Raw genomic sequence first — 21,216 nt, 5'->3', positions numbered from 1 at the left:
GTCCGGCACCCCGCCGGGCGCTAGGGGGTGTCCTCGGCGTTCGCCTCCAAGCAGGCCAGCTCCATCGCGTCGAGGACGGCCTCGTGGCTGCGCCCGCTCAGCTCGGCGACGTTCTCGATCTGGGCCGTCGCCCAGGCCGCCAGGGTCATCACCAGCACCCGGAGCCCGTCGGTGCCGTGCTCGGCCAGGACCGCGTCGGCGACCACCATGGCCTCCTCGGGGACCTGCTCGGGCGGCTCGAGGCCCGCCAGGCCACGCAGCAGGGTGAGGGTGCGGCGGGAGATCTCCGGCGTCATTCCCGCCAGCCGCATGTCTTCGTCGTCGTCCATCCGCCCCGTCCTCCGGTGCCGTGCCACATCACCTCAGGGCACGGTAGAGGGGCGCGGCCCCGCGCGGGGCCGTTTCGGCAGGGTGACGGTGCGTCACTGGGGGTCCACCGGCTGAATCTGGTGGGTGCCGTCCGGTGCCGTCCGGGCAGGCCGCGGGTCATCCGGGCCGGAAAGCGTCCGCGCATTCGACTTCCCCCGGAAGCGACCCGCCGGTAACCTGCCCGCGGCAGCCGCCCGCCGGGACGGCCGAATTTCCGGCAGGAGCGAGATGAAGAACCTCTTACGCGCGATCCTCTGCGCCCTCCTGCTGGTGGTCGGCGTCCTGTCGACGCCGCCCGCGCAGCCCGCCCGCGCCGCCGCCCCCCACCCCGAGGCCGCCCCGGGCACCACCGAGGCCTGGACCCCGCCGCTGTCCACCCGGGGCCGGTACGTCGTCGACGCACAGGGCAACCGCTTCCGCCTGCGCTCCGGGAACTGGGACGGAGCCCAAGGGTCCTGGAACGGCTCGGGCGACCGCAACGACCCCGCCACGCACCACAGCGGGCAGAACGCCCACGGAATCCCGATCGGCCTGGACCGCGTCCCCCTGCCCACCCTGCTCGCCGACTTCCGGGCCGCGGGGCTCAACAGCATCCGGCTGCCCTTCTCCAACGAGATGCTGCGCGACACCACCCCCGTCCCGGACTCCGCCGTCGCGGCCAACCCTGCCCTGCGCGGTCGCACGCCCCTCCAGGTCTACGACGCCGTGGTCGCCGCCCTCACCGACGCCGGCTTCGCCGTCATCCTCAACAACCACACCGTCAGCACCCGTTGGTGCTGCGGCCTCGACGGCAACGAGCGCTGGAACAGCGGTCGCTCCACCGCCCAGTGGGCCGACGACTGGGTCTTCCTCACCCGCCGCTACCGCGACAACCCGCGCGTGGTCGGCGCCGACCTCTACAACGAGGTCCGCCGCGACTTCTTCGACGACCCCAACTGGGGCCTCGGCGACGACCACGACTGGCACGCGGCCGCCCAGGAGGCCGCCGACCGCATCCTCACCGAGGCCAACCCGAACCTGCTGATCGTCGTCGAGGGCATCAACTGGTTCGGCCTGCCCGTGGACGGCTTCCCGCACGGCCGCCCCACCCTCACCCCCGTACGCACCCTGTCCCACACCCTGGTCACCTCGAACAAGCTGGTCTACTCGGCCCACTTCTACGGGTACACCGGCCCCCGGCACAGCGGCGCGACCGGCATCGGCGAGACCCATGACCTCCGCTACCAGGACATGACCGCCGCGGAGCTCGAACAGACCCTCTACGACCAGGCCTTCTTCGTGTCCGCGGAGACCGGCACGCACTTCACCGCCCCCGTTTGGATCAGCGAGTTCGGAATCGGGGCCGACGAGGGCGGCGCCGCCCCGCGCGCCTGGTTCGACCGCCTCACCGGTTACCTGACGCGCTCCGACGCCGACTTCGCGTACTGGCCCCTCGTCGGCTGGAGCACCACCGCCCAGGGCGCCCCCGGCGGCGACAGCTGGGCGCTCCTGCGCTACGACGCGACCGGCCGCCGCTCCGGCGTCCTGGACCCGGGGGACTGGCGCACCGCCCGGTGGTCCCCGCTCGCCGCCACCCCCGGCCGCACCGGACCGGTCCCCGCCACCACCGCCTGGTACCAACTGACCACGGACCACCGCGACCACAACGCCTCGCTGCGCACCCGGGCCGCCGGGGACTGGGACAGCGGGGCCCGCAAGGCGGTCTGTCCCGACGGCGCCCGTCTCAGCGGGCTCGCCCACACCGGTGGCCGGGGCCTGTGCACCAGCTCCGACCTGCGCGCCCCGACGGGCGGGCACACCGTGGTCCGCGACGAGCGGTACGTCCCGGCGGGCGGCGACTGGGCCACCGGATACACCAAGTTCCAGTGCCCGGCCGGCCAGTTCCTGATCGGCTACAGCCTGCGCGGCGAGCGGGTCTCGGCGGCGTTGTGCGCCCCGGCCCGTACGGCGCTTCCCGGGGGCGGCCGGACGGTGTGGTTCGACCGGGGCGACGACCGCCCGGCGGGCGGCCCCGGCGGCGAGTTCGCCTACGGGAACTACAAGGGCCAGTGCCTGCCCACCGAGTACGCGGCGGGCATCGCCTTCACCACCCGCGCCGCCACCCGCCCCTCCCCGGCCGCGCTGCTGTGCCGTCCCCTGCCGGGTCCGGGCGCCCGCTGACCGGCCCGCCGCGGCGACGGCGGCGAGCGCGACGAGGATCAAGGCCGCCGCGACCAGGAAGGTGAACCGCATCCCGGTGGCCACGGCCCCCGCGGGCGCCGAGGCGATGTCGGCCGTCGCCGACCCGTGCGCGAACACCGTGCCCATGAGCGACGCACCGCTGATGAGGCCGAGATTGCGCGACAGACCGAGCATGCCGGAGACGACGCCCCGCCGGTCGGGGCCGACGTCCGCCATGACGGCGGTGTTGTTGGCCGTCTGGAACACCGCGTAGCCCGCCGTCACGACCGCGAGCGGGGCGACGTACCCGGGGACACCGAGCGAAGCCGGCGTCAGGGAGAGGGCGACGGCGCCGGCCGTCATTGCCAGGAGACCGAGCAGGGTCGTGCGCTGCGCGCCGAAGCGGTCCGCGAGGCGTCCCGCGGGCATCCCGGTCACCGCGGCGACCAGCGGACCGGCCGACAGGACGAGTCCCACCGGGGCCTCGCCGAGCCCGAGCGCCCGGGAGAGGTAGAACGGCCCGACCACCAGTGTCGCCATCATCACCGTCGACACGAGCGCGCTCGAGGCGAGGCCCGCACCGATCACCGGAGCGCGCAGGAGCGTCCGTTGGACCAAGGGGGCGGCCGCCCGCGACTCCACGTGCACGAAGAGGACGACCCCGCAGACGGCAGCCAGCAGGAGGGCGGTGCCGAGCGTGCCGGAAAGGACGCCACCGCGGGTCATCGCGAGGGCGTAAGCGGCGAGCGTCAGCGCGAGCAACAGCGTCCCCAGGTGGTCGAAGGGGGGCCGGTCGCCCCCGCGTTCCGGCCGGTCGGCGGGCAGATGGCGGTGGGCGAGCAGGAACGCCGCCAGGCCCAGCGGCACGTTGACGAGGAAGAGCGCCCGCCAGCCGGCCCCGGCGAGCAGGACCCCGCCCAGCGACGGACCGAGGGCGGTGCCCACCGCGGACATCGAGGCGAGCAACCCCATGGCACTGCCCGTCCGCCCCTCGGGGACCGTCTCACCCACGAACGCCAGGGTGAGGGCCGTCAACACGGCGGCTCCCAGGCCCTGGGCCGCCCGGGCACCGACCAGCAGCCAGAGCGTGGGCGAGGCGGCGCACAGCACCGAGGCCGCGGTGAACAGGAGGATTCCCGCCAGGAGCAGCCGCCGGCGGCCGACGAGGTCGCCGAGGCGTCCGGCACCCACGACCAGGGTGGTGACGGCGAGGAGGTAGGCCAGGACGATCCACTGGACCTCCTGGAACGACGCGGAGAAGACCTGTGCCAGGGTCGGCAGGCCGACGTGGGCGATGCCGGTGCCGAGCGAGGACAGCAGCACGCAGAGGGAGAGGGCGGCGAGCGCCCACCGGGCCGCGGGCCGGTGCGCGCCGGCGTCAGCGCCGTCATCGTCGCCGGCGGTGGTGGTGCGGCGCTGTCGGGGTCCGGTCGCGGAATCAGTGTGTGGGCTCATGCCGGGGAGGGTGCGGGCGCCGGGTGGTGGACGGCAAACCTTGTTGCCGTTTCCGGGACGGCCGGGTGCAATGTCCGGATGGACGACAAGCCAACCCCCCACCAGGCGGTCCTCGACGAGGTCGCCCCCCGGCTCAGACGGCTGCGCGCCCGGCGCGGTCTCACCCTGGCCGCGCTCTCCGAGACGACCGGCATCTCGAAGAGCACCCTGTCCCGGCTGGAGTCGGGGCAGCGCCGCCCCAGCCTGGAACTGCTGCTGCCGCTCGCGGCCGCGTACCAAGTGCCCCTGGACGACCTGGTGGGCGCTCCCGAAGTGGGGGATCCCCGGGTCCGGCTGACCCCTCGCACCCTCCCGAACGGCGGCACGGCCGTCCCGCTGACCCGGGGCCCCGGCCCCCTCCAGGCCTACAAGATGCTCATCCCGGACCGGGGCGGCGAGCCGGATCCGCGGACGCACGAGGGCTACGAGTGGCTGTACGTGCTGGAGGGCCGGCTGCGCCTCGTCCTCGCCGAGCACGACCTGGTCCTCGGTCCCGGTGAGGCCGCCGAGTTCGACACCCGGCTGCCCCACTGGTTCAGCAGCGCGGACGGGCGGCCGGTGGAGATCCTCAGCCTGTTCGGGCGGCAGGGCGAGCGGATGCACGTCCGGGCGAAGCCCCGCGCGTGACGGCAGGGGCAGGTGTGCGGGCCGGCGCACTTTCGCATCCGATACGTCAAGTGGGATGAATCGAGCCGTGAATCGCTCTAGGGTGCGCCCTTAGGCACGGTCGTGGACTGCTGTTCGGTGGTTTTCGGCCATGGCTCATCCGGCCGCACCCTACGGCCGTACCGCACACCGAACTGGGGGATTCATGCGTAGATCCCGAGGGGCGGCGGCCGCGCTCGCCCTGTCCCTGGCCACCACCGCCCTGGGGGTGGGCCTCGGCCTCGCCCCGCAGGCGGCCGCGGTCACCCCGCCCGTCGCGTTCACCGCCGACCCGCTGGCCACCTGGCAGCCCGACGGGGTCGTCTGGGCCCTCGCCGAAGCGGCCGGCCAGGTCTTCGTCGGCGGCACCTTCTCCACCGTGCGTCCGCCCGAGGGAGGATCCGGAAACGAGAAGTCGGCCGTGAACTTCGTCGCGCTCGACGCCGCGACCGGCGCCCCGACCTCCTGCGAGCTGTCCTTCACCGTCGCCTCGGGCAGCGCCACGGTCCGCGCGCTCACCCTCTCGCCGGACAAGACGACCCTGTACGTCGGCGGCTACTTCGGGGCCGTCAACGGCACCCCCGTCTCCAGCCTCGCCGCCGTCGACGTGGCGAGCTGCACGGTGAAACAGGGCTTCCGGCCGGCCTTCGCGGCCACCGTGCGCGCCCTCGCCGTCACCGGCGACACCGTCTACGCGGGCGGCGACTTCCTCAGCGTCGCCGGCCAGCCGCGCCAGCGCTTCGCCGCCGTCGGCGCGGCCGACGGCGCGCTGAAGCCCTTCACCGCCGACGCCGACGAACCCGGCCGCGCCGTCGAGGTCACCCCGGACGGCGACCACGTGATCCTCGGCGGCGACTTCTTCACCGTCAACGGTACGAACACCCACGCGCTGGCCGTCGTCGACGCGACGAGCGGCGCGCTCACCAAGTCCTACGCCGGATTCATCGAGACCAACTCCGTGGTCAAGGACATCGCGACCGACGCCACCGGCTTCTACACCGCCAACGAGGGCACGGGCGGCGGGGTCTTCGACGGCCGGATCGCCCTCAACCTAGGCGACTTCGGCCAGCGCTGGCGCGACACCTGCCTCGGCGCCACCCAGGCCGTCCTGCCGTACCAGAGCGTGCTCTACAGCGCCTCGCACGCGCACGACTGCTCCAGCGTCGGCGAGTTCCCCGACGGGCAGCGCCACCACCTGCTCGCCCAGCCCACCACCGGGACCGGCAAGCTCGGCTGGGCCCCCGACACCAACGACGGCATCGGCGAGGGCATCGGGCCGCGCGTGATGACCGTGGGCTCCAAGGGCGGCGTCCAGTACCTGTGGGTCGGCGGGGAGTTCACCACCGTCAACGGTGCGCCGCAGCAGAGCCTGACCCGGTTCGCCTCCACCGGGGACACCGGCGCACCCACCGTGCCCGTGGCCAGCGCGGTCAGCTTCCGGCCCGGTGAGGTCCAGGTGCGCTGGCGCACCAGCCTCGACCTCGACGACAGCGCGCTGACCTACCGGATCTACCGCAACGGGGCCGCCACCCCCCTCGCCACGGTGACCGCCGACTCGCTGTTCTTCAAGCGGCCGCAGGCCTCCTGGACCGACACCACCGCGGCGGCGGGCCAGTCGTACACCTACCGGGTGACGGCCACCGACGCGGCCGGCAACACCAGCGCCCCGTCCGCCACGGCGAGCGTGACCGTACCGACCTCGGTGGAGGGCTACCCGAACCAGGTCCGCACCGACGGCGCCCAGCAGTACTGGCGCTACGACGAGTCGGCCCTGCCCTTCGTCGCCGATTCCTCGGCCGGCGGCAACCGGAGCGGCACGCACCTGAACGCCCCCGCCCTGCGGCAGACGCCCGGCGCGGTCTCCGGCGCGAGCACGGCGATCGGCTTCAACGGCACGGACACCCAGGTGTACGGGGACGTGCGGCAGACCGTGGGCAGCACCTACACCATCGAGACCTGGTTCAAGACCGACACCACCCGGGGCGGCAAGCTCGTCGGCTTCGGGAACAACCAGAACCGCGGCAGCAATCAGTACGACAAGCACATCTACATGACGAACAATGGCCGGCTGGTCTACGGCGTCTACACCGGAGCCACCCGCACCATCACCACCCCGGGCTCCTACAACGACAACCAGTGGCACCACGTCGTCGCCACCCAGGGTCCCGGCGGGATGACCCTCTACGTGGACGGCGTCCAGAGGGGCACCCTCGCCGTCACCACCCACGAGAACTTCTCGGGCTACTGGCACGCCGGCGGCGACAGCCTCGGCGGCTGGCCCGACCGTCCCACGAGCGAGTACTGGGCGGGCCGGCTCGACGAGACCGCCGTCTACCCCACGGTCCTCAGCGCGGCGCAGGTCCAGAACCACTACGCCCTCGCCACCGCCCCGGCCGACTCGGTGGTCCAGGTGCCCGCCACGGAGGACACCTACGCCAACGCGGGTGCGCCCGCCACCAACTACGGCACCTCGGGATCGCTCGCGGTGCGCGGCACCTCCTTCTACGCGAGCTACCTGCGCTTCGACCTGCCCGCCGCACCCGCCGGCACGGTGCTGAAGTCGGCCGTGCTCAGCGTGAAGACGAGCACGCAGAGCGGCGCCGGCACCACGGACACCGTCTCGGTCCTCCCGGTCACCGGTTCCTGGAGCGAAGCCGGGACGACGTACAACAACCGTCCCGCGCTGGGCGGTCCGGCGCTCGGCACCTTCGCCGCGATCCCGGACGGTTCGGCGGTGCACACCACCGGGCTGACCACCGCCGGCGTCGCGGCGGCGCTCGGCAGCAGCTACGGCCTGGCGCTCAGCAGCACCGGTACGGACGCCCTGTGGTTGTGGTCCTCCGAGGCGCAGGCGAACGAAGGGACGCCGCAGCTGACGCTGACCTTCGGCGCACCGTGACCTGACCGTCCCGTGAACCAGGGGGCGCGAGGCGGCCTTCGGGCCGTCCCGCGCCCCCTCCCGCATCAGCCGCGCGCGTCCACCACGGCGAGGAGCCCCTCCCCCGCCGGTGGACCCGTTCAGTTGCCCGTGGCGGGAGCCCCCTCGTTGCGGCGGAGGGCGTCGCGCAGCCGGACGGCCTGGGTGACCAGGCGCGAGGTGCCGCCCCGGGCCGCGACGGCGGCGAGCCCGGCCGGTTCGGGCGCCGCCGCCCCACACCGTTCCGCGCACTCGGCGGCCGTCGACAGCAGGTCCCCGGCACCACGGGGATCGGCCGTCCTGGTGAGCAGCGCGGGCAGCGAGTGGTCCAGTACGGCCCAGGTCGTCGCGTACGCGCCCGTCGCGGAGAGGGTGCGCAGCGAGTCGGCGAGCCGGGTGGGCTTGACCGTCCCCAGGGTGATCAGTTCGGCCAGGTCGCACCCGAGACGTACGGTGTCCAGCTCGCCCCGGGCGGCGAGGGTGAGGAGCGCGTCCACGGCCCGCAGCCGGTCCTCGGGGTGCCGGGCGCCGAGCCCGCTGGCCACCGCCAGGTGCAGGGCCGGGCCGGCCGGTCCACCGGCCGCGGCGAGCAGGGGCAGCGCGGTGGTCGCCTCCCGCGCTTCGCTGACGGCACCGGCCGTGACCGCCGGGAGGCACCAGGCGGCCAGGGCCTCCCGGTCCTCGGGCAGGACCGCGATCAGCGACGCGTCGGCGCGGCCGTCCCAGCAGCGGTCGGCCGCCTTGCGCTCCCTCGCCAGTTCGTGGAACGGGTGCGGGAACTCGCGCACTACGGTGATGCGCTGCTCCGTGTCCAGTACGAGGCGCGCCGGCGTTTCGCCGCCCCACCGGTGCCACACCGTCGGCGCGGTACGCCGGGTGACGGCCACGGGCCGGCCGGCGTCGCCGAGCCAGGCGGCCAGCCGGTCGCCGGCGGGCGTGCCGAGCGCGGCGGCCTCGGGGACAACGGAGGCGTCGCGGCGGACCCGCAGCAGGGCCTGCGCGAAGTCCGCGGGCCCGGGCTCCGCACCGAGGCGCCCGTACTCGACCAGGCGGGCGACCAGCACGCGGGGGTCCAGCGAACCCGTCTCCACGGTGGGCGTGGCGAGGAGGAAGGGCGCCGGCCGGGACCCGATGCGCCGCGCGGCCTCGACCACGCGCGCACGGGTGGCGGCGCCGGTCGCGGTGTGGTGACAGTCGATGCGCCAGGACCCGGGGGCCGGCTGCGGCGTGCCCGTCGGCGACGCGTCCAGGACGCACGCGGCCATGTGCTCCAGACCGGGCAACTCGTGCGTGGAGTAACGGGACTGCTCGGGGTCCAGCAACCAGCGGTCCGCCAGTGCGGGACGCAGTGCCTCGGCGAGGGCCGCGCGGTCCCGGTACGCGTGCCGTACCAGCCCGTCCAGGGCGCGCTCGAACTCCTCGACGGTGGCGGTGCGCGCGTTGATCACCGCGGCGACCAACTCCACGGTTTCGGCGACCGTCTCCGGGGCCGGTGCGAGCGGGGCCGGGACCGGGAACGGCGGCAGGATCTCCTGGTAGGGGCCGCACTCCTCGGTGGGAGCGGCGTCCGGTCCCAGGACCTCCACCGCCCGGGCCCGGTGGGACGGGCTCAACAAGTGTGCCCGGTGGGCGAGTTCGGAGCGCAGCCCGGGATCGTCGGTGAGGTGGGCGGCGACCAGCTTGAGCGCCCGCTCCTGGATGCCGGTGTCCGCGTGCCCGAACGCCTCGGCGAGCTCCGGCAACAGTTCGGGGGCGGCGGCCGGGTTGCGGGTGAGTTCCCTGCCGATCAGCACGAGTTGCGAGCGGACCAGCTTCTTCTCGGGGCGGAAGAGGACGGCGGCCGACATTTCGGCGAGCAGGCGGGGGGCCAGCTCACCCGCCGCGGCGAGCCGGGCGAGGGTCTGCTGGGCGCTCCCGGCGACGGCGGAAGGGGCGTCGGCGGCCAGCGCGACCCAGTCGGCGGCGCGCTCCCGCTCCTCCTCGAGGGTCGGACGCAAGGCTTCCAGGATCTCCTGGTAGGGCTTCAGCTGGGCGGGCTTGCCGCCGCGCAGCAACCGTGCGGTGCACCCGTCCAGCAGGACGCGGCGGTCCAGGCACCCCTCGTCGGCCAGGGCGGCCAGCGCGGTCGGCCAGTTGTCGGGGCCGTCCGGCTCCCGGTGCCAGGTGAGGACACCGACCGGTTCGGCGGTCTCGAAGAGCCGCGGGGCGAGGGCGGTGAGGTACGGGTCGTGGCGCAGGGTGACCACGAGAGGGGAGCGGGACGCGCCCACGGCCGTCGCCCAGCCCTCGACGCAGCCGTCGGTGGTGGGCATCGGACAACCGGCGAGCCGGACGAACTCGCGTATCAGCGGGTAGTCCTGTTCGGCGGTGGCGGACCGGGCGGCCAGCCGGTGGGCGAGGTCGCCGAGCCACTTCGGATCCCGGCCGGACAGTACGTCGAGCAGCGCGGCGACGGGCGGCCGCGGCCTCCAGCGGCGCAGATCGGCGGCGCCGATCCAGGCGGCCGCGGCCGCCGCCCCCGTGAGGCAGCCGGCTCCGGCGACCACGAGGGCCGGGCTCGTCCGGTTGCGGTCCTCCCAGCGCTCCCACCGCGAGGAACGCAGTTCGCGGCGCAGCTCCTTCAGCCCGGTGAGCAGCGCCCGGCCTTGTGCGGGTTCCAGGGGCTTCAGGAGACCGGGCAGCTCGGCGGTGCGGCCCGCCCGTACGGCTGCGAGGACGTCCTCGGTGGTGTCTTCGGTGATGTTCACGCTTGGGGTCGCGGTGGGGGTCGCGGTGGGGGTCATCGTGCGGCTCCGGAAGGGGCGGGGGAGACGGAAGAGGTGGCGGAGACGGCGGCCCGCAGGGCCATCCGGGTGGCCAGCGCGTGCTTGCAGGGGCCGCGGCGGCCCCGGTGGTCGGCCCACCACTGGCAGGTGCAGCTGAGCGCTCCGCCGGATTCGCGCACCTGGTAGCGGCGTTCACCGGAGGCCACCAGGGCGGTACCGGCCCCCGCCAGGGTGACCGCTCCGGCCGCCAGCAGGGCGCGGGCGGCGACCAGCCGCGGGTTGTGCCGCTCGGCGCGGCGGGCGTCGTAGGGGAGTTCGCGGTGGAAGTAGGCGGCTTCGGCGATGTCGTAGCCGACCCGGCCGGCCGTGCCGAGGCGGGTCAGGGCCGCCCGGACGCGGTCCACCGGGAGCCCCGACTGTTCGGCCAGGTCGGCCGGATCGATGCGCGGCTCCCAGGCGAGCAGTACGGAGATCAGCTCGGCGTCCTCGGCCGCTGCGTCGGTGGCCAGGGCCTCCAGGACGCCGCCCTCGCCGGAGAACCCGCGGGAGGCCTCCGGGGAGAGGGTGAGCGTGAGCCGCATTCCGGGCAGGGCGACCTCCCAGGCGGAGGCGGTGGGCTCCGCCCCGGCCGGCGCGGGACCGTACACGCGCAGGCCCGTGGCGTGCCGCAGCACCCGCTGGAGGGCGGCGAGGCGCTCGGGGCCGGGCAGGCAGACCGCGCCGGGCACCGGCCGGGTGGTGGGGCGCAGCGTACGACCGGCGGGAACCACCCACAGGGCGGCGCTCACGGCTCCGCCGCCCACCGCGGTACGGGGCAGCGAACGCAGGAAGCGCGTCGCCTCGGCGGCGGTCAGTTCGGCCCGCAGGTCGAAGCCGGTGGTGATGGCCTGGGACTCGGCGAAGCCGCGCAGCCAGCGCTCCGGCAGCGGAACCTTCTTCTCCACGACCGGACCGTCGAGCGTCGTCACCGCCATCTCGTCGGGGCCGACCCGCAGGTGCAGCGGGTCGTCGCCGCTCAGCCGGGACAACGCTTCGCGCAGCGGGTTGTTGACGTCGACGTTGGTGGTGCCGTGGCCGGTGTCGGCGCCCCGCAGCCCGTCCGGCAAGACGTCGAGCCGGGCGTACACCCCGCAGCACCCGGAGAAGGACTCGAAGCGCAGCCGGTCGCCGTTGCCCGTGACGACCGGGTCGAGCGAGGCGGGCAGGGTGCGCCGGTAGTAGCGGGCCGCGGCCACGTCCGCGACGGCGAGCAGGGCCCGCGCGGCCGCCTGAGGGGCGCTCAGGAAACCGGCGAAGAACCGGGGATGGAGGTCCGCCCCGGCCGGGGTCAGACCACCCGCCGTCTCCAGGCCGAGGGTCCTACCCGCGTCGGAGGCGGTCAGTGAGGAAGGGCGTGCGTAGGCGAAGGTATATGCGGTCCGCGTCATGTCCGAGACGCTAGGGGGCTCCACTGACAATGCCGTTCGCCCGCCGCCGGGAGGCCCCGGGAGCAAGGAGCGGACGCCGGTCGGCAACGAGCCCGTCGAGACGGCGGACGGGTGGGCGGCGATGCCTCGAGGAGCGCCGCCACGCGCGCGGTGCGAGGGGCTCACGAACCGTCCTCCGGGCCGGAGCGCGATGGTGCGACGACACCGCCGTCCTCGCCTCCGGCCGGGAGCGCCGGTTCAGGTCCCTCAGCGGGCCGGGTCTTCCCCCACCTCGTAGGTGAAGGTGTAGGCGACGGAGGTGTCGCCGTGCCGGTAGGTGAACCCTCCGGAGCCCGTCAGTCCCGCGAGGTCCCCGGTGCCGGAGCCGGGAACCACCTCGAAACGACAGACCGTCCCGCCGGCGTCGAAGCTGCCGCGCTCTTCCAGTACGAAACTGCCCTTGCGGCCGTCGACGCTGCCGCGGACCAACTCCATCCCGCTGTAGGAGCCGAGGTTCTCCCCGGTGTAGGCGATCGTGTAGTCGCAGGCGGTCTCGGCGGCCGCGATCCCACCGGTGAAGGCGTTGTTGACATGGGCGTGGGCGAGCCGCGGGACGGCGTCCACGGTGTCCACGGCGCCGACGGGGCTCTCCTGCCAGTTGGCGAAGGTGAAGCGGCCACCGGTCTCTACGGGCGTGGGCATGACAGTCCTTTCGGCCGGCCTGACGGCATCTCCGCCCGGCGTTCCCCCAGGCTGGCAGCCGTACCTGACACCTTCTGTCAGGTACGGGCGACAATGGCGCCATGCGCGCCGACCGGCTCCTCTCCCTGCTCCTGCTGCTGCAGAACCGCGGCCGGATGACCGCCCCCGAACTCGCTGCCGAGCTGGAGGTGTCGGTGCGCACGATCCACCGCGACATCGACGCCCTCGGCGCCTCGGGCGTCCCCGTGCTCGCCGACCGCGGCCCGGCCGGCGGCTACCGGCTCGCCGACGGCTACCGCACGCGCCTCACCGGCCTCACCGACACCCAGGCCGGCTCCCTCTTCCTCGCCGGCGCCCCCGGACCCGCACAGGAGCTCGGCCTCGGTGCCGACCTGGCGGCCGCCCAGCTCAAACTCCAGGCCGCGCTGCCGGCCGCGCTCGCCGCACGGGCCCGCCGGATCCAGGACCGCTTCCACCTCGACGCGCCCGCCTGGTTCCGGGAGGCCGACCCCGTCCCGCACCTCGCGCAGATCGCCCAGGCCGTCTGGGACCAGCACGTGCTGCGCACCCACTACCGCCGCTGGCGCGGCGAGGTACGGCGCGAGCTGCATCCGCTCGGCCTCGTCCTCAAGGGCGGCATCTGGTACCTCGTCGCCGATGTCGACGCCGCCGTCCGGACCTACCGGGTCTCCCGGTTCCTTTCCGTGGACACCGCGGCGGAGCGCTTCGAACGGCCCGCCGGGTTCGAACTGGCCGCGTACTGGCAGGAGTCCACCAGTCGCCTGGACGCCGTGCTCCACCAGCAGACCGCCGAACTACGGCTGTCCCCGCGCGGACAGCGGCTGCTGCCGATGCAGTTCGGGGCGGCCGGTACCCGGGCGCTCGCCGCCGCAGGCCCCGCCGACGCGGACGGTTGGGTCCGGCTGAGCATCGCCGTCGAGTCCCAGGTCGTCGCCGTCGGCGACCTGCTGCGCCTCGGCACGGAGGCCGAGGTGCTCGGCCCGCCCGAGCTGCGCCTAGCCCTCGCCGAGACGGTGACCGCGCTGGCCGGACGCTACGCCTGACACGGGACCCCGTCCGCCCCGCGCACCTCGTAGGGTGGGCCGTCAAGATCGAACACCGGGGAGAGGGAGCGCGTACGTGGAGATCGAGCTGCGCGAGACGAGCGACGACGACCTGGCTCTCTTCTGGGAGCAGTTGACGGACCCGGGCCTCCAACACATGGCGGCGATCACCCGGAAGTACCACTACGACCGGGGCCACTTCGACACGCACTGGGCGAAGGTGCGCAACGACCCCGCCTTGCTCCTGCGCACCGTGCTGGCCGACCGGGTCGTGGTCGGTCACGCCGCCGTGTTCGGGCCGCCGGAGGAGCGCGAAGTGACGTACGTGATCGGCCCGGAGCACTGGGGACGGGGCATCGCCACCCGGGCGCTGGCCCAGCTGATCCGGCTGGAGGGCACCCGCCCCCTGCACGCCGGGGCGGTGGCCGACAACACGGGCTCGATCCGGGTGCTGGAGAAGTGCGGATTCACCGTCACCGGCCGCACCCGCGATTTCGCGATGGCCCGCGGCCAGGAGGTGGACGTGGTCCTACTCACCCTCAGCTGAGCGGTCTCCCGCCCGGTCCTCAGGAGCCTCCCTGTCCTCCCGGTCCTCAGGAGCCTTCGGGCGCTCCCGGCCCTCCCGGGGGCTCCACTTCCAGGAAGCGGCGCCGCCGAGGGCCCCGGTACAGCAGGCACACCCAGCCCAGCCGTTCCAGCACGGCCGCGCAGGCCGTCAGCCGCTCCTGCTCCTCACCGGCCGCGCCGCCGCCCGCCGGGCCCAGCCAGGTCACCTCCACCCGCCCGGGTTCCGCCGCGGCCGCCACGCGATAGCCCGTCCGCGTGCGCCTCCCCTGCGCGTCCAGCGCCGACGGCGCGATCCCCGCCGCCTCCAGCGCGAGGGCCACCGCGCGCGGCAGCTGCCGTACCTCCCACGGCGCGGGAACCGCCGCGCCCGCCGGCCCGTTCACCAGACGGCGGATCTGCAGCAACCCCTCGTACGCGGTGCGCAGCTCCGCCGCACGCCCACCGGGCGCGGCTGCCGGGCCGTCGCCGGTCGCGGGCTCGAAACCCCGCCCGGGTACCGCCATCACCCACCACCCGTCCCGCCCGTCTGAGTACCTCGCACCCAACGACCTGAGTATCCACCCCGATTCCCCGAAGGCGCTCCGCTGGTCGAATGGGGACATGACTTCAGACGCCCCGAGCGGCCGGGCCGCCAGCCCGCGCATGCAGCACGTGACCACCGCCGGCTCGGCCCTGGCCGTGGCCCTGGTCCCGCTCGTCGTGGGCGTCCTGTTCGCCAAGGCGATGGCCGCCGACCCGATGACCCCGGTCAACGCCCTGATTGCGGGCGGCGGCCAGCGGGCCGCGCTGCCCCGGGGTGAATGGAAGCGGCGCGGCCACAACACCGTGCGCAGGCTGCGCACGGCCCGGCGCGACACGGCCCGGCGGTGCGCCCGCGCTTGCGGACGCCGCCCCTGAGGGTCCGGGGCTCGCCGGGGGTGCGCGGGGCGTGGGGCGTGGGGCGTGGGTTTCAGGACGCGGCGGCCAGGGGCTCCTGGAGTTCGGTGACCCACCGGTCCGGGTCCTCGGGGCAGGCCAGGGTCAGCTCGCGCGCGTACCCGGCCGAGCGGTGCCCGTGCGCGTCGATCCACCGTGCCAGGGCCTGCGACGTCGGCAGCACGCCGTCCATCGAGCCGCGGTGCACCACGGTGGCGGCCCGCTCCACCGCCGGCAGCGTGACGATCCGTACCTCACCCCCGAGGTCCTCGGCGCGGACCGAAGGCGCCACCGGCAGGCCGGCATGGACGAGGACCGCCCCCGTGGGTCCACCGGCGGCCGCATCCTCGTAGTAGGCGGTGCCGGGGCCGGTCGGGACGACCCCGGCCTCCTCGATCCGGCGGCACAGCTCCGCGTAGAGCGGCCCGATGACCGGCCCGATGTCCTGCGGTTCGTAACTCGCGGCCGTGCCGATCAGCTCGGCGAGCCGCACGGCCGGAAGGCTCTTCACGACGATGTCGTCAGCGGGCATGGTTCCCTCTTCCTCAATGGTCCGGAGCCTCGCCTCGACCTGGACCAGCCGGGCCGCCGCGGCGGCCATGGCGGTCTCCAACTCGGCCTGCCGCAGCCGCAGCATGCCGCGCAGTTCCTCCGCACCCACCCGCTCGCCGAGGATCGTCCCCACCTGGTCGAGGGAGAAGCCGAGTTCCTTGAGCGCGATGATCCGGTTGAGGCGGGCGAGCTGCCCGGCCTCGTAGGAGCGGTAGCCGGTGAAGGGGTCGACACGCGCCGGGCGCAGCAGTCCGAGAGCGTCGTAGTGACGCAGCATGCGGACCGACACCCGGCCGTGCTTGGCGAAGTCTCCGATGGTGAACATGACGCTCTCCACTACAAGGTCTGACACAGGGGGAGGGTCAAGCTTCGCACCGGCGACGGACGCGGCGGTCAGCGGCCGTACTGCCGCAGACAGAGGTCGACGATGGACGGCGGTACCGCGCCCTCCGCGGCCGCGCACAACTGGTCCAGGCGGGGCGGCGGGACCGGCCGCCGCCGCGGATGAGCCGTTGCCGACCCGGGCGTCCGCTTGCGCCGGGGCGGCGCCGCCTTCGCGGCCCGCTCGCGCGGGGGCTCCGGCTCCGGAGCCGACTTCGGGACCTGCCCCGGGCCCGCGCCCGGCTCCCGGGCCGCGTCCGGAGCGGGCGCGGTGGCCTCGGGCAGGGCCCCCAACGGCAGGGCCCGGGGCGTCGGGACCTCGGGTGCCTCGGCCGGCGGTACGGATCCGCGCACGGGAGCAGGATCCGGATCCCGGGGCCCGACGGAGACGCAGCCGGTGCTGGCGAGGAGCACGACGAGGGAGAGGGGCACGGCCCGGCGCAACTGCATCCGACCACCTTGCCGTACGGCCGGGCCGGACCGGTTTCCCTCTCACGCGTGCGGGTGAAACCCGTCCGGCGGGAATGGAACGGGGTGTGTGGGGACGCTCGCGGCGGCCGTCACCGTGTGGGGCGGGCGGGCGGGCGGGCGCTGCGGGAGCGGCATGCGCGACAGATCGGATGGACGGGGGCGGATCGGACACCCGGCTTGACCCGGCCCCCGCCGGAGGGCAAGAGTGCGCCGATCGAGGACCACAGCGTGAGCCGCACTTCGGAGAGACGTCAGATGCCCATATCCGTTCGCCCGTCGATCGACCCGGCCGAAATCGACGGTCCTCCGGCGCGCAACGCAGACGACCTACTCGGGACGCCCGGCGCCCCCGCCGCCGGTGCGGCCCCGTCTCCCGCCGCCCGGCGGCACGGAGCCTGACCGACCGGGCGGGGGCCGGCGCCGCACCGCCGCGCCGGCCCCCGTTCCCGCCGGGAAACCACCATGCGCCAGGACCCTGATGAGAGCGGGATCGTCCCCGACGACCACCTGTTCGTACGCCCGTACGTCGCCCCCTCGGGCCCACCGCCCCGATCGAGCGCGCCCGCCTGGCCGCAGACCGGCCCCCTCGCCTTCCCCGGCCCCGCGCACGTCCAGGAACCCGGCGTTCCCGTCGCCGTTTCCGCTTCCGTTCCCGTTCCCGCGCCCGTTCCCGCGCCCGGTTCCGCTCCCGACCCGACTGCGGGCCGCAGTGCCGGCCGGGGTCGTCGCAGCCGGCTCCCGTTCGCCGTCCTGACCCTGCTGGCGCTCGCCGCGGTGGGCGCCCTGGTGCTCCTGCTGGGCGGCCCCGACCCGCAGCCGCCCCGGGCCGGGGCGCCCGCCGAGCTGTCCGTACCGAGGCTCCCGGGGCACGGTCCGGACTCCGTCCCCGAGACCGGCGGGCCCGGCCCGACCGCGTCCGCACCGTCCGCCTCCACCTCTGCCGCCGGCTCGCCGGCTCCCTCCCGAGAACCGGGCGCCGCCGCGAGCCGGGGCCCGAAACCGCCCTCGTCGCCCAGCGCTTCGGTCCCTAGCCCGCCGAGCTCTCCCGGAACGCTGCGGATGGGCGACAGCGGCCCCGAGGTGCGCGCCCTTCAGGAGCTGCTCCACGGGCAGGGGTTCACGTACGTCTCCGTCACCGGGGTCTACGACAGCCAGACCAAGCGCGGCGTCGGCCAGCTGCAGCGCGACCGCTCCATCAAGGGCGACCCTCCGGGCGTCTACGGTCCGGCCACCCAGGCGGCGATGGGCTGACCGACCGCCGCACCCTCCGACCCCGTGGGGATTGAACGCGTTCAAATCTCGTGTCAGGCTACTGGTGAACGCAGAACGGGCGCTTTCGAGCGCTTCGTTCCCGTGCCATCCGTACCCGTGCCCAAGGGGGTTTCCTTGTCCGTCCCGGTCCCACCGCCCGGCCCGCCGCCGCCCCCGCACCCCCGACCGGTGCCCGCACCCCCGCCCCCGCCGGACGAGCACAGGGTGGCGAAGGCATTCGCAATGTCCTGCTTCACCGCCGTCGTCGTCGTGCTGCTGCTCTTGATGGCGCTGTTCAGCCTGGGAGGGTGGATCTGAACCCTGGAACCGTCGGCCCCCGCGGGATCAGCGGCCGCCGGAGACCCGCAGCACCGTGCCCGTCGTGTACGAGGCGTCCGCGGAGAGCAGCCAGGCGACCGCCCCGGCGATCTCTTCGGGCCGGACGGGCCGGCCGAGCGGGATCCCCGCCGCGGCCTTCGCCGGACGGTCGGGATCGCCCATGGCCGCGTGCATGTCGGTCTCGATGATGCCCGGAGCCACGGCGTTGACCCGGATCCCGTCCGGGCCGAGCTCTTTGGCGAGCCCCACGGTGAGCGCGTCGACGGCCGCCTTGGTCGCTGCGTAGTGCACGTACTCCCCGGGACTGCCGAGGGTGGCGGCCGTGGAGGAGACGTTCACGATCGCCCCGCCGTCGCCCTCCGCCATGTCCCGGGCGGCCCGGCGGCAGCACAGCAGATACCCGAGGAGGTTCACCTCGACGACCCGCCGCAGGTCCTCGGTGCGGGCATCGGCGAGCCGGCCCAGCGGGCCCGTCACCCCGGCGTTGTTCACCAGCCCGGTCACCCGGCCGAGTTCGGCGCCGGCGATGTCGAAGAGCCGCTCGACGGCGCACTCCTCGGAAATGTCACCGCGCACGGTCACACAGCGTGCCCCGGCGGCCCGCACCTGCTCGGCGACGGCCCCGGCCGCCGCCGCGTCGCGGGTGTAACCGAGCGCCAGATCGTGCCCGTCGGCGGCCAGCCGCAGACAGGTCGCCGCACCGATGCCCCTGCTGCCGCCGGTGACGACGGTGACCGGACGAGCTGACATGGGGCCTCCTGCGGGACACGGAACCTGGGACAGCGGCGCCCTAGCGACGCCAGGGGCGCAGCGACGCCAGGGGCGCCAGCGGCGCGCCGGGGCGGGCAGGCTAACACCGTGATATTCGCTGGACCAGCGGAAATGGCCAGAAGCAGAGTGGTCGTCACCGACGCACCGCACCACCGGGCGTCGTCCGTGTCCCCGATCACTGTTGGAGCCGTCCCATGTCGACCCTGCGCGTCACCGCCGAAGAACTGACCGTCCACGAGCACCCGAACGCGGATGCGCTGGAACTGGCCCAGGTAGGCCTGTATCGCGCCGTGATCGCCAAGGACGCCTACCGCACGGGTGAGTACGCGGTCTACATCCCCGAACAGGCGGTGCTGCCGGCGGATCTGATCGAGGAGCTCGGCCTCACCGGGCGGCTCGCGGGCGGCTCCGCCGACCGGGTCAAGGCGGTACGGCTGCGCGGCGAACTCTCGCAAGGACTGGTGTGCCGGCCGCGCGCGCTCGCCGACGTGGACCTGGCGCAGGCGGCCGAGGAAGGGACGGACTTCGCGGAACTGCTCGGCATCACCAAATGGGCCCCGCCCATACCCACGACCATGAACGGTGACGTCGAAGCCGCCGCCGACCTGATGCCGTGGGTCGACATCGAGAACCTCCAGCGCTACCCGCATATCTTCGAGCCCGGCGAGCCGGTCGTCCTCACCGAGAAACTGCACGGCACCGCCTGCCTGTTCACGTACGTGGCCGAGGGCGAGCGGTCCTTCGTCTCCTCCAAGGGGTTCGGCTCGAAGGGGCTGGCGCTCAAGGAGGACGAGCGCAACCTCTATTGGCGGGCCGTACGCGGGCACGGCGTGGCGGCCGTCGCGGCCGCCCTGGCCCACCGCCTCGGCGCGACCCGGGTCGGGATCTTCGGCGAGGTGTACGGCAAGGGCGTCCAGGACCTGTCGTACGGGACCGACGTCCGTACCGCCGACGCGCCACCCGGATACGCCGTCTTCGACGTCTCCGCCGAGATCGACGGGCAGACGTGCTGGCTGGACCCGGCCGCCGTCCTGACGGACGGTGAGCTTCCGCTGGTACCACGGCTGTACGAGGGCCCGTACGACCTCGACACGGTGCTGGAACTGGCGAGCGGCCGCGAGACCGTCTCCGGCAAGGCCGTGCACCTGCGGGAGGGTGTCGTCATCCGGCCGTCGGCGGAACGGTACAGCCCGGTCACGGGCGGCCGCGCCATCGCCAAGGCGGTTAGCCCGGCGTACCTGACCCGCAAGGGCGGCACCGAGTACGAGTGAGCCCCCGCGCCCTGCCGCGCTCTGCCGCGCCGCGCCGCGCCGCGCCGCGCCCGCCCCGCTTCGTGGGGCGGGCGCTTCGTGCATGGTGGGATGGGCCAGGGGCGGGTTCCACCAGCACACGGAGAGGCCGGGTACATGTCCCAGTCGGGCGGCAGCAGCCAGGAAACCATGCGGGCGATGGCGTACGAGACGTACGGCGGGACGGAGGTGCTCTCCGAGACCCGGCTGCCGATGCCCAAGGTCGGACCCGGTGAGGTCCTCGTCCGGGTCAAGTGCGCCGCGGTCAACCCCGTCGACTGGAAGATCATGGCGGGCGGGCTCGACCCCCTGATGGACGTGGTCTACCCGGTGGTCCCCGGCTGGGACGTGTCCGGCACCGTCGAGCGGGTCGGCATCGACACCCCCGAATACGCCGAGGGCGACGAGGTCATCGCGTACGCCCGCAAGGACTACGTGCACGGCGGGACCTTCGCCGAGTTCGTCACCGTCCCCGTGCGCGCCCTCGCGCACAAGCCCACCTCCCTCACCTGGGCCGAGGCCGCCGGACTCCCGCTCGCCGGGCTCACCGCCTACCAGCTGCTCACCCGCCTGGGCACCGGCAAGGACGACACCGTCCTCATCCACGGCGCGGCGGGCGGCGTCGGCTCCTTCGGCGTGCAGATCGCCCGCGCACTGGGCGCCCGGGTCATCGGCACCGCCTCCCCGCGCAACCACGACCGGGTACGCGAACTCGGCGCCGAACCCGTCGAGTACGGGGACGGGCTCGCCGCGCGCGTACGGGCCCTCGTACCCGACGGCCCCACGGTCGTCGCGGACTTCGTCGGCGGCGTCGGCGCCGTCACCCGGGAGGTGCTGCACGACGACGGCCGGCACGCATCCATCGCCGACCCCAGTGTGCTCGGTGCGGGCGGCGAGTGGATGTGGGTCCGCCCGGTCGGTAGCGACCTGGCCGAACTGGGGCGGCTCGCCGACAGCGGACAGCTGAAGGTGCCGGTCGCGACGACCTTCCCGCTGGGCGAGCTGGCGGCCGCCTTCGAGCTGAGCCAGGGAGGTCACACGGCAGGGAAGATCATCATCGAGATCTGATCCACGTGACCCCGGACCCGTGACCCCGGACCCGTGACCCCGGACCCGTGACCCCGGACCCGTGACCCCGGACCCGTGACCCCGGACCCC

18 protein-coding genes and 1 pseudogene are annotated in these 21,216 nt (G+C 74.4%); 10 read left to right on the top strand and 9 right to left on the bottom strand.

Going from position 1 to position 21,216, the window contains the following annotated elements:
• Positions 1–20: 20 nt before the first annotated feature.
• Entirely contained in the window at positions 21–329 is a 309-nt protein-coding gene (locus tag ACIQK6_RS02890; RefSeq protein WP_189742644.1) for a hypothetical protein, read from the bottom strand.
• A gap of 268 nt (positions 330–597) precedes the next feature.
• Between ACIQK6_RS02890 and ACIQK6_RS02885 the strand changes: the two genes are divergently transcribed.
• Together ACIQK6_RS02885 and ACIQK6_RS02880 are read left to right on the top strand one after the other, a co-directional pair.
• A complete protein-coding gene (locus tag ACIQK6_RS02885; RefSeq protein ID WP_329105603.1) occupies positions 598–2,529 on the top strand; it encodes a cellulase family glycosylhydrolase in 1,932 nt (643 codons plus the stop codon).
• Between the two features lie 76 nt (positions 2,530–2,605).
• On the top strand, positions 2,606–2,803 hold the full coding sequence (locus ACIQK6_RS02880) for a hypothetical protein (protein WP_329105605.1): 198 nt from the start codon (positions 2,606–2,608) through the stop codon (positions 2,801–2,803).
• Here the strand turns inward: ACIQK6_RS02880 and ACIQK6_RS02875 are convergent.
• Positions 2,746–3,984 (bottom strand): annotated as a pseudogene (locus tag ACIQK6_RS02875) (MFS transporter); the annotation flags it as partial. The gene ACIQK6_RS02880 and the pseudogene ACIQK6_RS02875 overlap by 58 nt on opposite strands.
• A gap of 78 nt (positions 3,985–4,062) precedes the next feature.
• Here ACIQK6_RS02875 and ACIQK6_RS02870 point away from each other — a divergent pair.
• Positions 4,063–4,650: a helix-turn-helix domain-containing protein gene (locus ACIQK6_RS02870; protein WP_402694286.1), complete on the top strand. Its 588-nt coding sequence runs from the start codon at positions 4,063–4,065 to the stop codon at positions 4,648–4,650.
• A gap of 184 nt (positions 4,651–4,834) precedes the next feature.
• The gene (locus ACIQK6_RS02865; RefSeq protein ID WP_402694167.1) at positions 4,835–7,567 is read left to right on the top strand and encodes a DNRLRE domain-containing protein; all 2,733 of its coding nucleotides are present in this window, start codon (positions 4,835–4,837) and stop codon (positions 7,565–7,567) included.
• A gap of 119 nt (positions 7,568–7,686) precedes the next feature.
• On the opposite strand, the gene ACIQK6_RS02860 is transcribed toward ACIQK6_RS02865, so the two are convergent.
• The 3 genes from ACIQK6_RS02860 to ACIQK6_RS02850 form a co-directional block, all read right to left on the bottom strand.
• Positions 7,687–10,368 (bottom strand): DUF6493 family protein, encoded by a 2,682-nt coding sequence (locus ACIQK6_RS02860; RefSeq protein ID WP_402694166.1) that lies wholly within the window; start codon positions 10,366–10,368, stop codon positions 7,687–7,689.
• Complete coding sequence (locus tag ACIQK6_RS02855; RefSeq protein WP_402694165.1) at positions 10,365–11,777, bottom strand: SWIM zinc finger family protein; 1,413 nt, start codon at positions 11,775–11,777, stop codon at positions 10,365–10,367. Before ACIQK6_RS02855 ends, ACIQK6_RS02860 begins: the two co-directional genes overlap by 4 nt.
• Before the next feature lie 246 nt (positions 11,778–12,023).
• Positions 12,024–12,458, bottom strand: a complete 435-nt coding sequence (locus ACIQK6_RS02850; RefSeq protein ID WP_329105613.1) for a DUF3224 domain-containing protein — start codon at positions 12,456–12,458, stop codon at positions 12,024–12,026.
• A gap of 101 nt (positions 12,459–12,559) precedes the next feature.
• Here ACIQK6_RS02850 and ACIQK6_RS02845 point away from each other — a divergent pair, with 101 nt between their 5' ends.
• Both ACIQK6_RS02845 and ACIQK6_RS02840 read left to right on the top strand, forming a co-directional pair.
• On the top strand, positions 12,560–13,522 hold the full coding sequence (locus ACIQK6_RS02845; protein WP_329105615.1) for a transcriptional regulator: 963 nt from the start codon (positions 12,560–12,562) through the stop codon (positions 13,520–13,522).
• A 76-nt stretch (positions 13,523–13,598) separates the two neighbouring features.
• The gene (locus ACIQK6_RS02840; RefSeq protein WP_329105617.1) at positions 13,599–14,069 is read left to right on the top strand and encodes a GNAT family N-acetyltransferase; all 471 of its coding nucleotides are present in this window, start codon (positions 13,599–13,601) and stop codon (positions 14,067–14,069) included.
• Positions 14,070–14,115: 46 nt separating this feature from the next.
• On the opposite strand, the gene ACIQK6_RS02835 is transcribed toward ACIQK6_RS02840, so the two are convergent.
• Entirely contained in the window at positions 14,116–14,592 is a 477-nt protein-coding gene (locus ACIQK6_RS02835) for a hypothetical protein (RefSeq protein WP_329105619.1), read from the bottom strand.
• Between the two features lie 97 nt (positions 14,593–14,689).
• On the opposite strand from ACIQK6_RS02835, the gene ACIQK6_RS02830 reads away from it, so the two are divergent.
• Positions 14,690–14,986 carry a hypothetical protein gene (locus ACIQK6_RS02830; RefSeq protein ID WP_266600301.1) on the top strand — a complete coding sequence of 99 codons (297 nt, stop codon included), beginning with the start codon at positions 14,690–14,692 and terminating at the stop codon, positions 14,984–14,986.
• Positions 14,987–15,038: 52 nt separating this feature from the next.
• On the opposite strand, the gene ACIQK6_RS02825 is transcribed toward ACIQK6_RS02830, so the two are convergent.
• Together ACIQK6_RS02825 and ACIQK6_RS02820 are read right to left on the bottom strand one after the other, a co-directional pair.
• Positions 15,039–15,881, bottom strand: coding sequence for a MerR family transcriptional regulator (locus ACIQK6_RS02825; RefSeq protein WP_402694285.1), 843 nt, complete (start codon positions 15,879–15,881; stop codon positions 15,039–15,041).
• A 68-nt stretch (positions 15,882–15,949) separates the two neighbouring features.
• Positions 15,950–16,387, bottom strand: coding sequence for a hypothetical protein (locus tag ACIQK6_RS02820; protein WP_329105623.1), 438 nt, complete (start codon positions 16,385–16,387; stop codon positions 15,950–15,952).
• Between the two features lie 483 nt (positions 16,388–16,870).
• Between ACIQK6_RS02820 and ACIQK6_RS02815 the strand changes: the two genes are divergently transcribed.
• The gene (locus tag ACIQK6_RS02815; protein ID WP_402694164.1) at positions 16,871–17,659 is read left to right on the top strand and encodes a peptidoglycan-binding protein; all 789 of its coding nucleotides are present in this window, start codon (positions 16,871–16,873) and stop codon (positions 17,657–17,659) included.
• A gap of 345 nt (positions 17,660–18,004) precedes the next feature.
• On the opposite strand, the gene ACIQK6_RS02810 is transcribed toward ACIQK6_RS02815, so the two are convergent.
• Positions 18,005–18,748, bottom strand: a complete 744-nt coding sequence (locus tag ACIQK6_RS02810) for an SDR family NAD(P)-dependent oxidoreductase (RefSeq protein WP_402694163.1) — start codon at positions 18,746–18,748, stop codon at positions 18,005–18,007.
• A gap of 215 nt (positions 18,749–18,963) precedes the next feature.
• Between ACIQK6_RS02810 and ACIQK6_RS02805 the strand changes: the two genes are divergently transcribed.
• Together ACIQK6_RS02805 and ACIQK6_RS02800 are read left to right on the top strand one after the other, a co-directional pair.
• Complete coding sequence (locus tag ACIQK6_RS02805; protein WP_329105629.1) at positions 18,964–20,040, top strand: RNA ligase (ATP); 1,077 nt, start codon at positions 18,964–18,966, stop codon at positions 20,038–20,040.
• Between the two features lie 168 nt (positions 20,041–20,208).
• Entirely contained in the window at positions 20,209–21,126 is a 918-nt protein-coding gene (locus ACIQK6_RS02800) for an NADP-dependent oxidoreductase (RefSeq protein WP_329108188.1), read from the top strand.
• Positions 21,127–21,216: the final 90 nt, after the last annotated feature.

The sequence above is a fragment of the Streptomyces sp. NPDC091682 genome, from assembly GCF_044756625.1.
Classification (GTDB): domain Bacteria; phylum Actinomycetota; class Actinomycetes; order Streptomycetales; family Streptomycetaceae; genus Streptomyces.
This window is presented reverse-complemented; position numbering and strand designations above follow the sequence as displayed.